Source organism: Vibrio sp. T3Y01 (assembly GCF_013114525.1).
In the GTDB taxonomy this organism is placed as follows: domain Bacteria; phylum Pseudomonadota; class Gammaproteobacteria; order Enterobacterales; family Vibrionaceae; genus Vibrio; species Vibrio chagasii_B.
Window position 1 is genome coordinate 1 of record NZ_VTXJ01000015.1, and the last position, 16,991, is coordinate 16,991.

The following is a 16,991-nucleotide window of genomic DNA, read 5'->3' on the forward strand; positions in this document are numbered from 1 at the left end:
TGTAAGTCTGGTAAAACTAACCTTTGCCAAGCGGTTCGCGAAACTCAAGGTAAAGGCCTAATGCCAGATGGCACAAGCCGTTTCTCTATCAACGGTGAGCCAATCTTCCACTACATGGGTTGTTCTACTTTCTCTGAGTACACTGTACTTCCAGAAATTTCACTAGCGAAAGTAGCTAAAGAAGCACCTCTTGAAGAAGTTTGTCTTCTAGGTTGTGGCGTAACCACTGGTATGGGTGCGGTACTAAACACAGCTAAAGTTGAAAAAGGCGACACAGTTGCTGTATTCGGCCTAGGCGGTATCGGTCTTTCTGCAATCATCGGTGCTCGTATGGCTGGTGCAAGCAAAATCATCGGTGTTGATATCAACGAGAGCAAATTCGAGCTAGCAAAACAACTTGGCGCGACTGACTGCATTAACCCAATGAAATTCGACAAGCCAATCCAAGACGTTATCGTTGAGATGACAGACGGTGGTGTTGATTACTCATTCGAGTGTATCGGTAACGTAAATGTGATGCGTCAAGCTCTTGAATGTTGTCACAAAGGTTGGGGCGAATCTGTAATCATCGGTGTTGCAGGCGCAGGTCAAGAGATCTCAACTCGTCCATTCCAACTAGTAACAGGTCGTGTATGGCGTGGTTCTGCTTTCGGTGGTGTTAAAGGCCGCTCTGAGCTACCAGAAATCGTAAACCGTTACATGGCGGGTGAGTTTGGCCTTCAAGAGTTCATTACTCACACAATGAGCCTTGACGAAGTAAACGACGCATTCGACCTAATGCACAAAGGTGAATCTATCCGTACTGTTTTACACATGGACAGATAATTCTCCTTGGTCTCGGCACTTAGGCGTCGAGACCACAGTTCTGACTTAAAAATCAGAGCGAAACTGTCTTCACCACCTCCTGCCCGGTGGGTGGTGAAACCTCTAGCTTAAGCTAGACAAAACCCAATACATTAATTCCGAAACCATCAACCTAACGGAGCACAATAAATGACAATCGAAAACATTAGCCAAGCAAAGGTTGCTGGTGGTTGGCACAAACAATACACCCACTTTTCTGCAACGCTTGACTGCGATATGCGTTTCGCGATTTTCTTGCCACCAAATGCAAGCAAAGAAAACCCAGTTCCTGTTTTGTATTGGTTATCAGGCCTAACCTGTACCGATGAAAACTTCATGCAAAAAGCCGGCGCATTTAAAGCTGCAGCTGAGCAAGGCATCGCTATTGTTGCACCAGATACAAGCCCACGTGGTGAGAACGTTGCTGACAATGAAAGCTACGACTTAGGCCAAGGTGCTGGCTTCTACGTGAATGCTACTCAAGCGCCATGGGACAGCCATTACCACATGTACGATTACGTGGTAACAGAGCTTCCAGCACTGATTGAGTCTTTCTTCCCTGTGACATCAGTGAAATCAATTTCTGGTCACAGCATGGGCGGACACGGTGCCCTTACGATTGGCATCAAGAACGAAGATAGCTACCGTTCTATCTCTGCATTTAGCCCAATCAGTAACCCAATGCAATGTCCTTGGGGCCAAAAAGCATTTAACCAATATCTAGGCTTAGATATTGAAGAGTGGAAACAGTACGACGCCTCTGAGCTTCTAAAAACGAAAGGCACTAAGCTGCCAATGTTGGTTGATCAAGGCGAAGCGGACAACTTCCTAATTGAGCAACTGAAACCTGAGCAATTGGTAGAAGCAGCGAAGACAACCAATGCCGATTTAGAGCTACGTATGCAGCCAGGTTACGACCACAGCTACTACTTTATCTCTAGCTTTATTGATGAGCATATTGAGTTCCACGCAGCTTACCTAAACAAGTAGTCACATCTATTTAGCCCACACCTTGCAAAAGCGTGAGGTGTGGGCTTTTTTGTGCCTGCTGTTTGGCTGCAACTATCTTAAACAACGATTAACACTTTTAAACTCCAACGCTATACCAACACAAACAATACAAAGATAAAGGTACGAATATGAGCTGATTTTTCTTGATGATGGGCGTAATGGCTGAAGCACTTTCTCACGTTGCACTTAAAGCCACTGACGGGTTTAGTTTGTCTAAGCCAGTGCCCGCATTGCTGGTGATCTCAGGGCACTTGGCAGCGTTTCTATTTTTGAGCCAAGCGATGAAGGGGATGCCTGTTGGTGTGGTGCACTCTCTATGGGCTGGATTAGCCATTTTGACAGTGAGCTTAATCTCGACCTTCGTTTACAGCCAACACCTGGACACAAAAGTTTGGATTGGCATGGGGCTTGTTGCCGCAGGCGTCATGTTGATCAACCTATCACAAGGCCACGCTCATTAATTGAACTATGAGTTGTCGTAAGGGGCTTACCCGTTCAGATTTACAAGCCACAAATTATGAACAGTGAGTCAATTTGTTCAAATTTCCTAACAGAGTGGTGCCGCCTTCACTTATTCATACTCTTACAATCGACAAATCAAACCTGTTACCATAGCGCCTTCAACATCACCTATTTTGAAGGTTGCTATGAAAGCAATTAAGACTCTTTTCTTCCTGATGGTTTTGGCTTGCGGCCTATTTACGGCTTGGTTATTTATTCCAATCCCCGCGACTATGGACAAGCAAACGCTCGATGTTCCATTAACGGAGCCGTTCAAGCTTGTGGCGTATCGCAGCAACCCAAATGACGCGAGCAAACCATTCACTTATCACTACTACGTGATATCCGATGCCGTTGGTGTCGATGACATGGACCCGTTTTTGATTACGACCGATCAGTTTGTGAAGCTTGGTGACTTCGATGAAAACACATTCAAGTTAACGGTAAACGGCAAGATAGAGAGCTACACCAACGATTTGTGGATTGAAAAATCTGACGGTAAGCTTCAACACTGGTATGTCAGCGTTGATGCGAACTACGTTCGTTAGATACGAACTCAAATAACTCCAACTTTAAAACTGCGCTTTGGTTTCCAAGCGCAGTTTTTGTTTCTTACCTACCGCTTTCCCCAGCAATCTCCGAGTCACCGGCTTTACGGGTGTCATAACCTCGACATCTGTTATAAGCTCGCTCTATAAACGGCTCTCAATAAATCAAAACAACAAAGGACCAACCGTGGAATTTACGCTCGACAAATTTAACGGCATCATCATCGACCCGCTGACTGCACCGAACGATGCTGACTCATTCCACGCTGAGCTCAGCGAAATCACCGAGTTCTCAAAGCAAAATAACAAAGGCATTATCTGGATCAGTTTACCTATTTCACTATCGCATCTTATCCCAGTAGCGACTGAACTCGGTTTTGTGTTCCATAACTGTCTAGAAGACGAGATTACGCTGATCCACAAATCCGAAATCGTCGAGTTTGTACCTTTCATCCCTACCCATACTTTGGGTGCTGGTGCATTGATCACCAATGAGCATAACCAAGTACTGATGATCAAAGAGCACGGTATGAAGGGCTACAAACTACCAGGTGGCCACATTGAACTTGGCGAGGGTATTGAAGAGTCAGTGGTTCGAGAGACAATGGAAGAGACAGGCATAGAAGCCACGTTCGTTTCAGTGGTTGGCATGGCAACGCGCCACCCATATCAATTTGGTAAATCGAACCTCTACTTTGTTTGCCACCTTATCGCTCAAACTCAAGAGATTGCGATTCAAGACACGGATGAAATTGCAGAAGCCAAATGGGTAGATGTAGAAGAGTTCATCAGCAACACTGAAAACTACCCGTTCAACCGCCAGATGGTCGCGTCTTTGGTGGGCAAACAAGGATTAGAGCTGACTCAACTAGAAGGCAACTATGGCCCGAACCATAAGCCAGAGGTCTTCTTTTCGAAAAGCTAGAATACTTCAAACATAAAAACGCCCAACTCTAATGAATTGGGCGTTTTGGTTTTACTTTCACTTTTTATTTTTCTTGATCAAGCCGACTGCGTTGTTAGTTATTCTTTGTATCCATGATTCATTCCCATACTTTTAGAACGAACCTGTATTAGAAGAAGCCTAACGGATTAGTATCGTAGCTGATCAGCAGGTTCTTGGTGTTTTGGTAGTGATCGAGCATCATCTTATGTGTCTCACGGCCGATGCCCGACTTCTTGTAACCACCAAACGCCGCGTGTGCTGGGTAAGCGTGGTAGCAGTTCACCCAAATACGCCCCGCTTCAATGTTGCGTCCCATGCGGTACGCGAGGTTTGCATCACGAGTCCAAACGCCAGCGCCCAAGCCATATTCGGTATCGTTGGCAATTTCCAACGCTTCGGCTTCGTCTTTAAAGGTGGTTACTGCGATAACAGGGCCGAAGATCTCCTCTTGGAAGACGCGCATCTTGTTATTGCCTTCGAGCATGGTTGGTTGAATATAATAACCATTACCCAGATCATCTGGTTGCTGCGCGATTTCACCACCAGTTAACACTTTCGCGCCCTCTTGGCGGCCAATCTCTAAATAGCTAAGAATCTTATCAAACTGCTCTTGAGAGGCTTGTGCGCCAACCTGAGTGTCAGTGTCTAACGGGTTGCCTTGCTTGATGGTTTGAGCACGCTCGACCACTTTCGTAATGAACTTGTCGTAGACCGATTCATGAATCAGCACACGAGAAGGACAAGTACACACTTCACCTTGGTTAAAGAACGCCAGCAACATACCTTCAACACACTTATCGAGATATTCATCTTCATGATCAAAGATATCTGGGAAGTAGATGTTCGGTGACTTACCACCCAGTTCAACCGTTGATGGAATCAAGCTTTCAGCCGCACATTTTAGAATATGATGACCAACCTCAGTTGAGCCTGTAAACGCCAATTTAGCCAAGCGGTCACTAGTTGCTAACGCTTGACCTGCTTCGCTACCAAAACCATTCACGATGTTGACCACACCTGCAGGCAGGAGATCCGCTATCTTCTCCATCATCACCAAAATCGATGTTGGTGTTTGCTCAGCTGGCTTCATCACCACACAACAGCCTGCTGCCAGTGCGGGGGCCAATTTCCAAGCCGCCATTAAAATCGGGAAATTCCAAGGAATGATCTGCCCTACTACGCCAATTGGCTCTGGGAAGTGGTAGCTTGCAGTGTTTGAATCGAGCTCGGCTGCGCTGCCTTCTTGCGCTCGAATACAACCCGCAAAGTAACGGAAGTGATCGACAACCAACGGAATGTCTGCCGCCAGAGTTTCACGAACTGGTTTGCCGTTTTCCCACGTTTCAGCGACTGCGATCTCTTCTAGGTTTGCTTCAATACGGTCAGCAATCTTAAGTAGGATGTTCGAACGCTCTGTCACACTGGTCGCCGCCCAACTTGCACGAGCTGCATGTGCCGCATCGAGCGCTAAGCTAATGTCTGCCTCGGTTGAGCGCGCCACTTGGCAATACACCTGACCATTCACTGGTGAAGTGTTATCAAAATACTCGCCGCTGACAGGCTTCACCCACTCACCACCGATAAAGTTATCGTATTGAGCTTTAAAGTTCACCACTGCATTGTCACTACCCGGCTGTGCGTAAATCATAGTTAGATCCTTCTTAGATTTGTTGTTCATTATTGAGCGAGAGCTGTCTTTTTTTGGCGACTTATCCTGAGAAAAGAACTCATAACAAGACGCCCATGTTTATGCTTTCTGTTTAAAACACTGATACTTCGTGCTTTCTTCACAACAAGAACAACGCAAATCACACGCCACAACCTCAAAACTTGTTGTTAATAAATTGTAAAACTATGATTACCAAACATTTACAACCCAAAGTGAGTTGGCATTGAACGGCCGTATGGAAACCACTCCAGTGTTCAACTGTTCCAATTTGGTACACTCTCACTGTTACGACATGGAACAGTCATGCACCTTCAACAAGCAAACACATCAGATTGGCTTTCATCTTCTTGGCACCGCAGCACAGAAGCGGGGCTAAAACAGAGACGTCTTCCCGAAGATATTCGCCTACCACAGTCGATTCTTAAGCAGCGACGTCATCAGTCATCGAGCTTGATTCAAATCGTCGAGCGCAATGCACTGCCTCTATTCAACCAGATGTTTGCACGTACCGACAGTCGTTTGATCTTGACCGACATTGAAGGGGTGATTCTGGCTAGTTGGGGACAAGAGAGATTCAAGGAAAAGCTGACTTCGATTGCACTCAGCTCTGGAGCGTGTTGGCAGGAACAACTCAAAGGGACCAACGCCATTGGCACGGCGATCGTGGAAGCTAAACCTGTAACCATCATTGGTGAGCAGCACTTCATCCACCAGCATCGATTTATCAGTTGTTCAGCAAGCCCAGTGTTTGATCATCAAGGGCAAATGGTTGGCGTATTGGACATTACCAGTGAGCAGCAGCAACACGATAGTTCGGTGCAACTGCTCGTTCAAAACATGGTTCAGCTTGTTGAGAATCAGTTATTGAGCCATATACCACAAGGCACGACTCGCATTGATCTCGCATGTGAGAAATCGCTACTTCATAGTGGTTGGCAAGGGATTGTGATAGCCAATGAAGCAGGTGAGGTAGTCGCGCATAATCAGGTCGCTTCACAACTTTTAGATCAAACCTCGATCGTCGGTGAGAGTATCGACACCCTCTTCAACCGAACTTCAATAGATGCGCCCTTTGTGTTTGAAAAACAGCACCTAAAACGCCCAACAGCCAAGCGCACACGCTCTATTTCAGCGTCGTGTGATTTACACCATGGTGAACAACAGATAGAGCACGCTTGGCAACAGGCCAATAAGGTTCTCGATAAAGGCATTAGCCTATTAATCCTTGGTGAAACAGGTGTCGGAAAGGGCGAGTTTGTTAAGGCGTTACACAAGCAAAGCCAGCGTAAATCGTCGCCCTTAGTCGCAGTGAATTGTGGTGCACTACCGAAAGATCTTATCGAATCTGAACTGTTTGGCTACGCACCGGGGGCTTTTACTGGCGCGAGCCACAAAGGATTCCAAGGCAAGATCCGCCAAGCAGATAAGGGAATTCTGTTTCTAGATGAGATTGCCGACATGCCATTAGAGGCTCAATGTCGATTGCTGCATGTTCTGCAAGACAAATCCGTGGTGCCTGTAGGTTCCAATCAGAGCTATCAAGTCGATTGTCAGATCATCGCCGCAACACATAAAAACCTTGAGCAGCTAGTCGCAACTGGAGAGTTTCGACAAGATTTGTACTATCGCCTAAATGGCTTGGCGTTTACCTTACCAAGCCTGCAACAGAGACAAGATAAACACGCTTTAATCGAAAACATTCACCGTAAATACGCTGAAGATGAGCAAACAATCTGCCCGCATTTGATGGGGTTGCTATGCGCCTATTCATGGCCGGGTAATATCCGCGAGTTAGACAACCTACTTAAAGTCGCCACTTTACTGGCAAACGACGAACCACAACTCACACTCGAGCATGTGCCCAGCCATCTAGCTCAACACCTCACGTCGTTAGCGCATGATAATCACCACCAATCGACAACCTCTAATGCCATAAAAGGTACAGCGAGTAACGATTTAAGAAGCACCGTTGAAGAAACCTTGTTGCAAACTTATCAAGCCAACCAAGGCAACATCAGTAAGACGTCACGCATACTTGGTATCAGCCGTAATACGATTTATCGAAAACTAAAAAGCTTAGGCATTCTCTAATAATGAAAACAGGAGATCATAACCTGCCCTTTCATTATCGAAAATAAAACTCACTTCCAGTGAGACGTTTTGCCCTCTGGTTCGTAATGCTTGAAAACGAAAGAGGGCTCAGATGCAAACAATCAACATAGTGTGGCTAAAGCGTGATTTAAGACTCACCGACCACGCACCTTTACAACACGCTTTATCAGGTCAACCCCCAACGATATTGCTCTACATTTTCGAACCTATGCTGCTAAACAATGCCCACTACTCTGAGCGACATTGGCGGTTTGTTTGGCAGTCGCTGCAATGCATGAACCAGTCATTGAAGGCGTATGGACATCAGGTCTCAATACTTCATGGGAGTGCGATGGACTGCTTCGAAGCGATTCAATCTCGTTACCACATAAAAAACGTCTTCTCTCATCAAGAGATAGGGTTAAATTGCACCTTTGAGCGCGACATACAACTCTCTGCTTGGTTTAAAGAACACGACATCCCATGGCAAGAGTTCGCACAAGGCGCTGTCGTGAGAGGATCGAAAGACAGAATCGATTGGGACAAGCATTGGAACAGTGTCATGCGCGCCTCCATAGAAGAAAGCCAGTTAACGACAGAATCACTGCATACCCTTGCTCCTGAAGAGCTTGAACTCGCTATGGAACCTCCACAAGCATGGTTAACCAAAATTAACGGCATACAAACGGGCGGAAGTGCACTGGCATGGGCAACGTTACACGACTTCTTTGAGCGCCGTGGTCGCGATTACTATCGCAGCATCTCAAGCCCAGAAGCTTCACGACATGCCTGTACACGTCTATCCCCATATTTGGCTTGGGGCAATATATCGCTGCGTGAGGTTTATCAACACTTATTGGGGCACTGGCAAGTCGCGGGGTTTCGTCGCAGCTTAATCGCCCTCTCTTCAAGGCTTCATTGGCACTGTCATTTCATGCAGAAGTTTGAATCGGAATGCGCGATGGAATATCGCTGCATCAATCATGCCTACGAAGCACTCTTGCAAAAAGAGACGGTAAAAGATCCGACACATCTTCAGGCATGGAAGATGGGGATGACAGGTGTGCCATTGGTCGATGCCTGTATGCGCTGCCTACATCATACGGGGTACATTAATTTCCGCATGCGCTCAATGCTGGTGAGCTTTCTCACTCACCATATGAACATGGACTGGCGTGATGGTGTCACACACTTAGCGCAGCTGTTCCTCGATTTTGAACCCGGAATTCATTACCCACAGTTTCAAATGCAAGCCGGGGTAACAGGCATCAACACCATCCGAATTTACAACCCAACAAAGCAAGCCCAAGAGCATGACTCTGATGGGGACTTCATCCGTAAATGGGTTCCAGAGCTCTCAGATATCCCCACTCCACTTCTATTTGAGCCTTGGAAGATGACACCTATGGAAGTCATGATGCACGAGCTTGAACCAGATTCCCCTTACCTCAATCCAGTCGTCGATCTCGAAGTTAGCGCCAAAGAAGCGAGAGTGCGTTTATGGTCATGGAGAAAGCTGACGGAAGTGAAACAAGAACGAAGTCGTATTTTGTCACGCCACGTTAGGCCACCGAAGAAACAAAGCAAAACCACACGGGCAAGCTAATACAACGCATTCCCTCTTCAAATTACTTATAAAAAGAGTGGTAATTCATTGAGTTAAATAAAATTAATTGTGACCGTCGTCATATAATGAGTAATAGACTCGCGGTCACAAACTAGAGAGGCTAAATTGCAGCCTTAAGAAAACATCAAGCGGCCCTAAGTATCATTAAAACTAATAAATACAGAAAGTTAGCGATTGCTAAATGATGATTTTCATATCCATCTAAACGTTGCGACCAAAGCCAAAACTGCGCACTATGCAATCTTGTTTATATTTTTGATCTCCCTATTCTTTTTGTGTTCATTTTTTTGCATTTTCCGTTCACTTATCTTGTTTAAAATCTCTGCAAAACTACCACTATTTAGCTAGAGAGATCACATGTTTAACAGTATACGAACGCGAATTGCGGTGAGTGCAGGCGGGGCGATGGCTTTCACCCTGTTGATCGCAATGGGCATGACCACTAGCGCTTTTACTGATGTGAACAAACAAGTCACAGAGAAAGTAAAACTACAGTTAACCGATGCTACGACAACCGATTTACAAAATACGGCACTTCAGCAAGGGTTAAACATTTCTAACCAACTTAACCCGGTACTAGCTAACTTAACACAAGCACGTTCAATCATTGAGTTGAGTTCAGAAACGGACGCTAGCGCAGACCTTATCGTTAAACAGTTTACTGCCGCGCTAGAAGCACAAAACAAAGCCGTATTTGCCGGCTACATGGTGTGGGAAAACAAGACTTGGCCACAACAAACCGATCTCAATGACGAGATCAGCTTGGACAGCGAATTAGGCTTTAATAGTCAGGGCTACCTTGCCCCTTTCTTCTCTCCCAATGACGAAAACAGCTTTGACGCGGTCGCAATGGAGAGCTTCAGCAATACCGAGCTAAACAACAATGGTGAACGCAAAGACGACTGGCACTTAATGCCTTACCAAACCGGTAAAACATTCGTAATGGAGCCGTACTTCTATCCGGTTCGTGGTAAGCAAGAACTCATTACGACAATCAGCCAGCCGATCAAACAGAACGGTAAGATCATTGGCTCACTTGGCTTCGATTTGTCACTTCATGAACTGCAAAGCCAGAGTGAAGGTCTTGCTCGTCACCTGTTCGATGGACAAGGTAGAATCCTCATCACTTCATGGAAAGGTATCACCCTAGCCAACAGCAGCGCTGGAAACATGGTGGGTAAGAAAGTCTCGCCAGAGCTAGAAAAAGAATGGTCGCGAGTTCAGTCTATCGCTAAACAGTCTGGGGCTGGGTTGGTTACATTTGGCGGAGAGGAATACGCCATAACTGCAATCGAAACTAGCGACGCACCGTGGGTAGTCATGGTGTCGGTTCCCAGTAGTCACCTTGCAAAAAGTGTCGACGAATACACCCAGTGGAGTGATGAACAGAATTCGAAAGCGCTTGAAAAAGGTGTGTGGGCGGGGATCGTCGCCGTTCTTCTAGGCATCATCTCTATGGCATTGATTGCCAACTCTCTGGGCAAAGTTCTCAATAACTTGGTCGAGCGCTTTAAAGATGCCGCACAAGGTGAAGGTGATTTAACCTATCGCATCGAAGTAAAAGGGAAAGATGAGACCGCGCAACTTGCTCACTGGTTCAATACCTTCCTATCTCGCATACAAGAGATGCTGCTTACTGTAATGGCGACAGCAGACCAAGTCGATAAAAACGCGACTGAGGGTCAAGCGCGTGCAGAGGTATCCCGTGACCAGTTGAACGCTCAAGTAAACGAAGTGAACTCACTCGCCACTGCAATCAATGAGATGAGTGCCACTGCACAAGAAGTAGCGAACTCAGCCGTTCAAGCCGCTGCGGCCGCTAGCCAGGTACAAAGTAATAGCCTTAACGGCATGACACGCATGGACAATGCCGCCAGCGCAGTTGATAGCTTAGCCATTCAAGTGAATGATGCGCAGCAACAAACGCAAAATTTGGTCGATTCGAGCACCGCTATTCAAGGTATTTTGAGCGAAATTGGGGGGATTGCAGAGCAAACGAACCTACTGGCTCTGAACGCTGCCATTGAGGCTGCTCGCGCGGGTTCAGCAGGGCGAGGATTTGCTGTGGTTGCCGATGAAGTGCGTAACCTAGCAAACCGTACTCAAGGTTCGACCGAAGAGATCCGTTCAATGCTAGCGCGCCTAGAACAAGAGACCCAATCTATCGTGGTATTGATGGAACAAAGTCAAAAGCAAGCGAATGATACCAAAGGCGAGACTCAAGCCGCTCATTTAGCGCTGTCTGAGATTAACCAAGCCATTGAAGTCATCAACGATATGAACAATCAAATCGCTTCTGCAGCTGAAGAGCAAAGTTCAGTATCTGAAGAGATTAACCGTAACGTAGTCATCATTAACGACACCGCTGTGGAAGTGATGGACACCATGACATCCTCGGTAGAAATCAGTAATGAGCTGACAGTAAAAGCCGGAGATTTACACGGAGAGTTGAGCAAATTTAAGCTCTCGTAATTCACCCTCTCTTCCATAAAAACAAGGCCGAGAAACGCAATGTTCTCGGCCTTTCTATTTATTGATCACTCGCAGCATCAATGCCTCTCACCGAGCAAAATCTAATTGGAATCTAATTCAATCAGCTGATTGAGCACCTCTTTGTCCAACACAGGGTGGTGCTTACTCGCGAGCAACAGTACGATATCCACCGCAGGTAACGGCGGCATATCATCGAGAATCTTCAAATCAGGTGTGACACTGAGCTTGCCCATCGCACCAATTGCCAACCCAGCTTTGACAATTGCACGCTGCGCTGAAGCCGTATTACTACACGCCAAAAGCTGATATGGCGTGTCTTGTTTGGTTAAACCATTCACCGCAGCAGCATGGTATTTACAGTCAGTCTGGAACAGAGCGAGTAGGACAGGTTTAGAATCATCAAACACAAAATCAGGGCTACTTATCCAAACGCCCACATCATTGGTTAACCAATACCCCTCTTCGCTATCGGGAGCACGGGTCACGATCGCAGCATCAAGCCTACCATCATCAAGCCACTCTCTAAGCGTAATGCTCGGCAAGCTAAATACTTGAATGGAACACGTAGGTTCTGCGTTTTGCAACAGCTTAATCACTTTCGGCAAGATGCTGTCGTTATAGTCTTCAGGGCAACCTAATCGTAGAGGCTGTTTGTCCTCATAACGTTTTACTTGTTTCAATGCCGTATTGTGGAGTGCTACGAGCTGCTCCGCATGAGAACGCAATGCCAAGCCCGCCTCAGTCAATACTAGGTTGCGTCCTTCCTTTTGAAACAGAGTAACGTTAAGTTCTTCCTCTAACTTACGCATCTGAGCGCTAAAGGCCGACTGGGTGCGATTAATCTGCTTTGCAGCACGTGTAAAACTGCTGGTCTCCACAAACGCAAGAAAGCCTCGCAACGCATCAATATCCATATTGAAATCACCACCCATCGTTTTTATTAATGTATTGCATCAAAATTATCCGTTAGTACGCCGTAATACAATCCCTTAAGCTCAAATGCATACCCACCAGACGCAAGGAAGCATTTATGCAGCTTTATATCGCTAATCAGAACTACTCAACTTGGTCACTACGCGCATGGCTAATATTCGATCACTACAACCTCGCCGCAGACGTCATCAAACTTAAGCTATTCACTCCAGATTTTTATGACACGTTAGCGAAAGTTACGCCCACCGCAAAAGTGCCGACTCTAGTTGATGGTGACGTTGCAGTGTGGGATTCACTCGCAATTCTCGAATACGTTAATGATGCCTACCTAAACGGCGCTGCCTGGCCAACATCCGTTGCAGAGCGCGCCTTAGCCCGAGCTATCTCGGCAGAAATGCATTCTGGTTTTTTCAACATCAGAAATGAATTACCAATGAATTGCCGAGCCAAAAGAAAACTGGTTTTGAGTGAAGGTGCACTAAAAGACATCGCTCGCATCGATGCCATTTGGTCAGAACAAATGGAGCAATACCCAGAGGGCTGGCTATTTGGTGAATGGTCGATTGCTGATGCTATGTTTGCACCAGTAGCACTACGCGCAGAAACCTACGGCATTCAGCTTTCGGAAAAAGCCCAACAGTATCAACAACGTGTGTTGAATAGTCCGTCGATAAAGAAATGGTTGGCAGAGGCGAGTTTAGAAAAAGATATCGTTGAAGAAGACGAGGCAGGAGAGCCTGTTTAACATGTAGCGAATGAGTCTCGAATAACTTCGAGACTCATTGTTTTCATAAGGGAATACGATTTACTGACTCGCTATTCAGCAGTAACGCTCTCTTGGTGAACGTTCGCTTCAAATTCCAATATGTCACCCGGTTGGCACTCTAACACTTCACACAACTTGTCTAGTGTCGATAGCCTTACCGCTTTGGCCTTGCCATTCTTTAACACCGACAAGTTGGCTTCGGTTATCCCAACCTCTTGTGCCAATGTCTTTAATCGCATTTTTCGCTTGGCCATCATAATGTCTAAATTAATGCGGATAGTCATGACAAGTCCTTTAAATCGTTTGGCTGTGCTCATCAGCCAGAATATAACCTTCTTTCATCACCCATGAGATGATCAAAATTATTATACCTAATATAAGTGTCAAAAAGTCCATCCCCACAAAACTAATCTCAAAGATACGCTCACCTGGTGGATTATTGAACGACAAAATCACTGACATCAATGAACCATAGATAACCGACCCCAAAACCCAATAAAACAAGCTATACCCGAGCTTCTGGTAAGACAGTGCATTTTCTAGAGAGAAGATTTCGCCTCGCTCATAGTTGCGGAATAAACGTATCAGAACGAGTAGTGCGTATATCAGGATGCTAGACATCGCTAAGCTTGTGAACGCAGCAACCATTCTTGTTGTCATAGTAAGTGGCAACATCGTGTAACTCTCGATGTCATAAGTGAGGTAAAAAATACCAGTCGAACTTATAAAGTCATAAGGAGTCTCAACGGTTAACCAGAAGTAGCACACCATGATAGGAGTAAGCACAAGAAAAGACTGCAATAGCATGCGGACACGTCGGCTTTGTTTTTGGATGTTAGACATAGTTAATGTTCCTGTTAAGTTGACAGGAGGATACTAAGATCAAAACAAATGATGATCAACAATAAATTATCGTTTTGCGATAACTTATTGTTGACTAGGATTATCAAAAGAAGCTGTTTACTATTTATATTCAGAGTGTGTTATTCAACAATTCACTAAATCTAGACGCTATCCACTGATGCGAAGCAGATGTAAATGTACGTTGATGCTGTAATAAATAGAGATCTACGTGATATTGTTTACTGTCTACAAAATCGTAAATGTCCACAAACCGACGGTCGAAATCCGGTAGTGAACTCAACGCATTCATACCAAAAATCACCGCATCTGAGCGAGATGCGATCTCCATTAACACATGAGTTTGAGTACTTCTAAGTTTTGGTCGCTTATCGCTCTCAAGCTCTAACAATATTTGCTGAAGAGGCGTGTTAAATGCTTGTTTGTGGTCTTCTTCTACATTCATAGCGAGCACCGGGTATCGCATGATTTCATCTAACGTAGTGTTACTTCCCACTAGAGGATGGTCTCTCCGAACAAAAAGCTTGGGGTAAATGGTTCCTAACTTTGTCGCTTGGTATTTTTGATCTAACGAGCTTGCATAATGAATAGCAAAGTCGAGTTTCCCTTTGTCTAATAAGTCATAAGGGTTACTTTTCGCAGCCATCTCTATCAAGTTCACATCCGGAGCTTCTTCAAATAAATCCAAGGCTAGATTGGGAAGAATGGTACTTCCTAGAAAAGTAGGCAATGAAATCGAAAACGTATCACTGCATTTTCGAGCATCAAATTGATTACGGTGAAACAACGCGCTTAACTGAGGAAGAATGTGTTGCAGTTCTTGACCTAATTCTAGTGACTTTGATGTAGGTGTCAGGCCGGTAGATGTTCGAATAAACAAGGGATCATCGAAGGTCTCTCTCAAACGTTTTAAACTGCGGCTCATCGCTGACTGTGAAACAAATAACGCTTTTGCAGCATTGGTTACGTTACGTTCTCTCAATAAGCAATCAAAAGCCACCAGCAGATTTAAGTCGACTCGATTCAATTGATATGAAATATCCTTTTGCATAAATCTCCTAGTAATATGGGCAATAACGTCGTTTAGATCGAGATAACCATAACACGAAAAGATACACCCTCTAAAAGGGTGTATCCTATCTTGATTATCTTCTATTTCACTTTGATAAAATCACTTGTTTACTTTAACAAAATCACTCGGTTTCCATGAATTATCAAACCATTTTTCTGTCGGTGAATACATACGGAAGATGATATTAAAACCTTTACCTTCGGTCGTTTGAACCCAGTTATTTTCCATTCCTTTTGGTGCATTTGGAGAAAAGTGTATAGTGATTGAACCATCACTGTTTTTCTTAATTCCTTCGCTCAAACCATCGATACCCGCAGATTTTTGGTCGGTTTCTAACATCGAACGCGTCTGATTATCGTAGATCATAAACGACCAGAACTTCTCTACAGGCGCATTCGGCGGCAGTGTCACCGTATAGTGCTGACTACCATCTAACACTTCTTTATTGGCATCACGCGTCGCCAATAAATAATCTGACCCTTTACCTACGGTTTTCGTCACCATATTCGGGGTAATACCCGTAGCCATAAAGTGGAAAGTTGCTCGCATGTCAGAGTCAATCACGCCATTGGTGTCTTTAAACTCATGGCCTGAGACCAACGGAGTAAACCATTGCCTATCATCGTAGCGGAACATTTCCTCTTTAGGATGGAAGTAGGTTGAACGCGCTTCAGCCGTTGCTATTTTTGCCGCTTCCGACAGTATTCGTTGCATGCGTTTATTAGGAGAAAAATCCTGACCCTTTTCGATTCCGATATCTTTGGCTAGCGACAACCATTCAGCATCAAAAATAGCCGTAGGCTCATATTGAATGAGTGCATTCACCTCATCGTAAAATGTCGCATCCATGGCATGAATGGTGTTGTAGTCGACACCTGAAATATTCATGAACTCTGTTTTGTCTTTCTCTCCATACGGGTAAAGCTTAGTGGTCTCTTTCAGTGTCGCAATGCTCGCTTGCATTTCATCTGGCGAGCTTACAAGGCGCAGCAATAGCCAGTGCTGGTAACCTTCACTGACAACCTCAATGTATCCTTCAGGCACCTCTCCTTTCCACGAAGAGTGACGGATAAAGTACTTACCTGACTTTTCGACGTTGTCAGGGTGGGTAACACCAATTCGGTCTACATATTTAAACGCCGCATTGTCGAGTAAGCCAAGTACAGGAGTAGGTATTTCCAGAACAACCGGGCCATTTTTCACATCAATTTCAGAAGTGATATACGGCGTTGTTGTATTGGCGGTTAACCACAGGCTATTGGCATCTAAGTTGCCTTCAGAAACCGCAATGGTTTGGTTCGGCTTCATGCCAATACTTTCGTGCCCAAGCAATAACCCTTGTATCGAAGCAACAGGAATACCGGATAGAAAGACACGAACCGCATTGGAGACTTGCACAAAGTCTTGCACCTTGTCGTGCGTTTCTTCAGTAGGTGCGCCATCGGTATAGTTCAACTCACCTAGATAGGCTGACTCAACCTTATTTGGTGTAATGATGCTCTCTGGCACTTGCGCACTATATTGAGGCTCAGAAAAGGCGAAAAATGAACAGCCTAAAGTAATCAGTAACGTAGCAATAATCGATTTTTTCATGATAGTTTCTCTTGTCTAAAGTGACTCACATAACCTA

At 45.2% G+C, this 16,991-nt stretch carries 15 protein-coding genes; 9 read left to right on the plus strand and 6 right to left on the minus strand.

The features are described 5' to 3' along the window. The 5 genes from F0232_RS16130 to F0232_RS16150 all read left to right on the plus strand — a co-directional run. A partial coding sequence (locus tag F0232_RS16130) for an S-(hydroxymethyl)glutathione dehydrogenase/class III alcohol dehydrogenase (protein WP_171750874.1) occupies nt 1–825 on the plus strand: 825 nt, incomplete at its 5' end. A gap of 168 nt (nt 826–993) precedes the next feature. Further along, entirely contained in the window at nt 994–1,833 is an 840-nt protein-coding gene (gene fghA, locus F0232_RS16135; protein ID WP_008218063.1) for an S-formylglutathione hydrolase, read from the plus strand. 167 nt (nt 1,834–2,000) lie between these two features. After that, on the plus strand, nt 2,001–2,315 hold the full coding sequence (locus F0232_RS16140; RefSeq protein WP_253821965.1) for a multidrug efflux SMR transporter: 315 nt from the start codon (nt 2,001–2,003) through the stop codon (nt 2,313–2,315). Between the two features lie 186 nt (nt 2,316–2,501). Further along, nucleotides 2,502–2,903 carry a hypothetical protein gene (locus F0232_RS16145; protein ID WP_105058798.1) on the plus strand — a complete coding sequence of 134 codons (402 nt, stop codon included), beginning with the start codon at nt 2,502–2,504 and terminating at the stop codon, nt 2,901–2,903. 187 nt (nt 2,904–3,090) lie between these two features. Beyond that, a complete protein-coding gene (locus F0232_RS16150; protein WP_105058797.1) occupies nt 3,091–3,828 on the plus strand; it encodes an NUDIX domain-containing protein in 738 nt (245 codons plus the stop codon). A 148-nt stretch (nt 3,829–3,976) separates the two neighbouring features. Here the strand turns inward: F0232_RS16150 and F0232_RS16155 are convergent, their stop codons facing one another. Next, a complete protein-coding gene (locus F0232_RS16155; protein WP_060468983.1) occupies nt 3,977–5,497 on the minus strand; it encodes an aldehyde dehydrogenase family protein in 1,521 nt (506 codons plus the stop codon). A gap of 324 nt (nt 5,498–5,821) precedes the next feature. Between F0232_RS16155 and F0232_RS16160 the strand changes: the two genes are divergently transcribed. The 3 genes from F0232_RS16160 (at nt 5,822) to F0232_RS16170 (ending at nt 11,708) form a co-directional block, all read left to right on the plus strand. After that, complete coding sequence (locus F0232_RS16160; protein WP_105058796.1) at nt 5,822–7,609, plus strand: sigma-54-dependent Fis family transcriptional regulator; 1,788 nt, start codon at nt 5,822–5,824, stop codon at nt 7,607–7,609. 112 nt (nt 7,610–7,721) lie between these two features. Next, complete coding sequence (locus F0232_RS16165; RefSeq protein ID WP_105058795.1) at nt 7,722–9,215, plus strand: cryptochrome/deoxyribodipyrimidine photo-lyase family protein; 1,494 nt, start codon at nt 7,722–7,724, stop codon at nt 9,213–9,215. Between the two features lie 378 nt (nt 9,216–9,593). Further along, on the plus strand, nt 9,594–11,708 hold the full coding sequence (locus F0232_RS16170) for a methyl-accepting chemotaxis protein (RefSeq protein WP_105058794.1): 2,115 nt from the start codon (nt 9,594–9,596) through the stop codon (nt 11,706–11,708). Nucleotides 11,709–11,809: 101 nt separating this feature from the next. On the opposite strand, the gene F0232_RS16175 is transcribed toward F0232_RS16170, so the two are convergent. After that, nucleotides 11,810–12,661: a LysR family transcriptional regulator gene (locus tag F0232_RS16175; RefSeq protein WP_105058793.1), complete on the minus strand. Its 852-nt coding sequence runs from the start codon at nt 12,659–12,661 to the stop codon at nt 11,810–11,812. A gap of 98 nt (nt 12,662–12,759) precedes the next feature. Here F0232_RS16175 and F0232_RS16180 point away from each other — a divergent pair, with 98 nt between their 5' ends. Then, on the plus strand, nt 12,760–13,407 hold the full coding sequence (locus F0232_RS16180) for a glutathione S-transferase family protein (RefSeq protein ID WP_105058792.1): 648 nt from the start codon (nt 12,760–12,762) through the stop codon (nt 13,405–13,407). Between the two features lie 71 nt (nt 13,408–13,478). On the opposite strand, the gene F0232_RS16185 is transcribed toward F0232_RS16180, so the two are convergent. From F0232_RS16185 to F0232_RS16200, 4 genes are all read right to left on the minus strand, one after another. Then, the gene (locus F0232_RS16185) at nt 13,479–13,712 is read right to left on the minus strand and encodes a helix-turn-helix transcriptional regulator (protein WP_102425503.1); all 234 of its coding nucleotides are present in this window, start codon (nt 13,710–13,712) and stop codon (nt 13,479–13,481) included. 10 nt (nt 13,713–13,722) lie between these two features. After that, complete coding sequence (locus F0232_RS16190) at nt 13,723–14,271, minus strand: DUF2975 domain-containing protein (protein ID WP_061033048.1); 549 nt, start codon at nt 14,269–14,271, stop codon at nt 13,723–13,725. 130 nt (nt 14,272–14,401) lie between these two features. Next, a complete protein-coding gene (locus F0232_RS16195) occupies nt 14,402–15,340 on the minus strand; it encodes a LysR family transcriptional regulator (protein ID WP_105058791.1) in 939 nt (312 codons plus the stop codon). A gap of 120 nt (nt 15,341–15,460) precedes the next feature. Next, complete coding sequence (locus tag F0232_RS16200; RefSeq protein WP_171750875.1) at nt 15,461–16,954, minus strand: DUF1254 domain-containing protein; 1,494 nt, start codon at nt 16,952–16,954, stop codon at nt 15,461–15,463. Nucleotides 16,955–16,991: the final 37 nt, after the last annotated feature.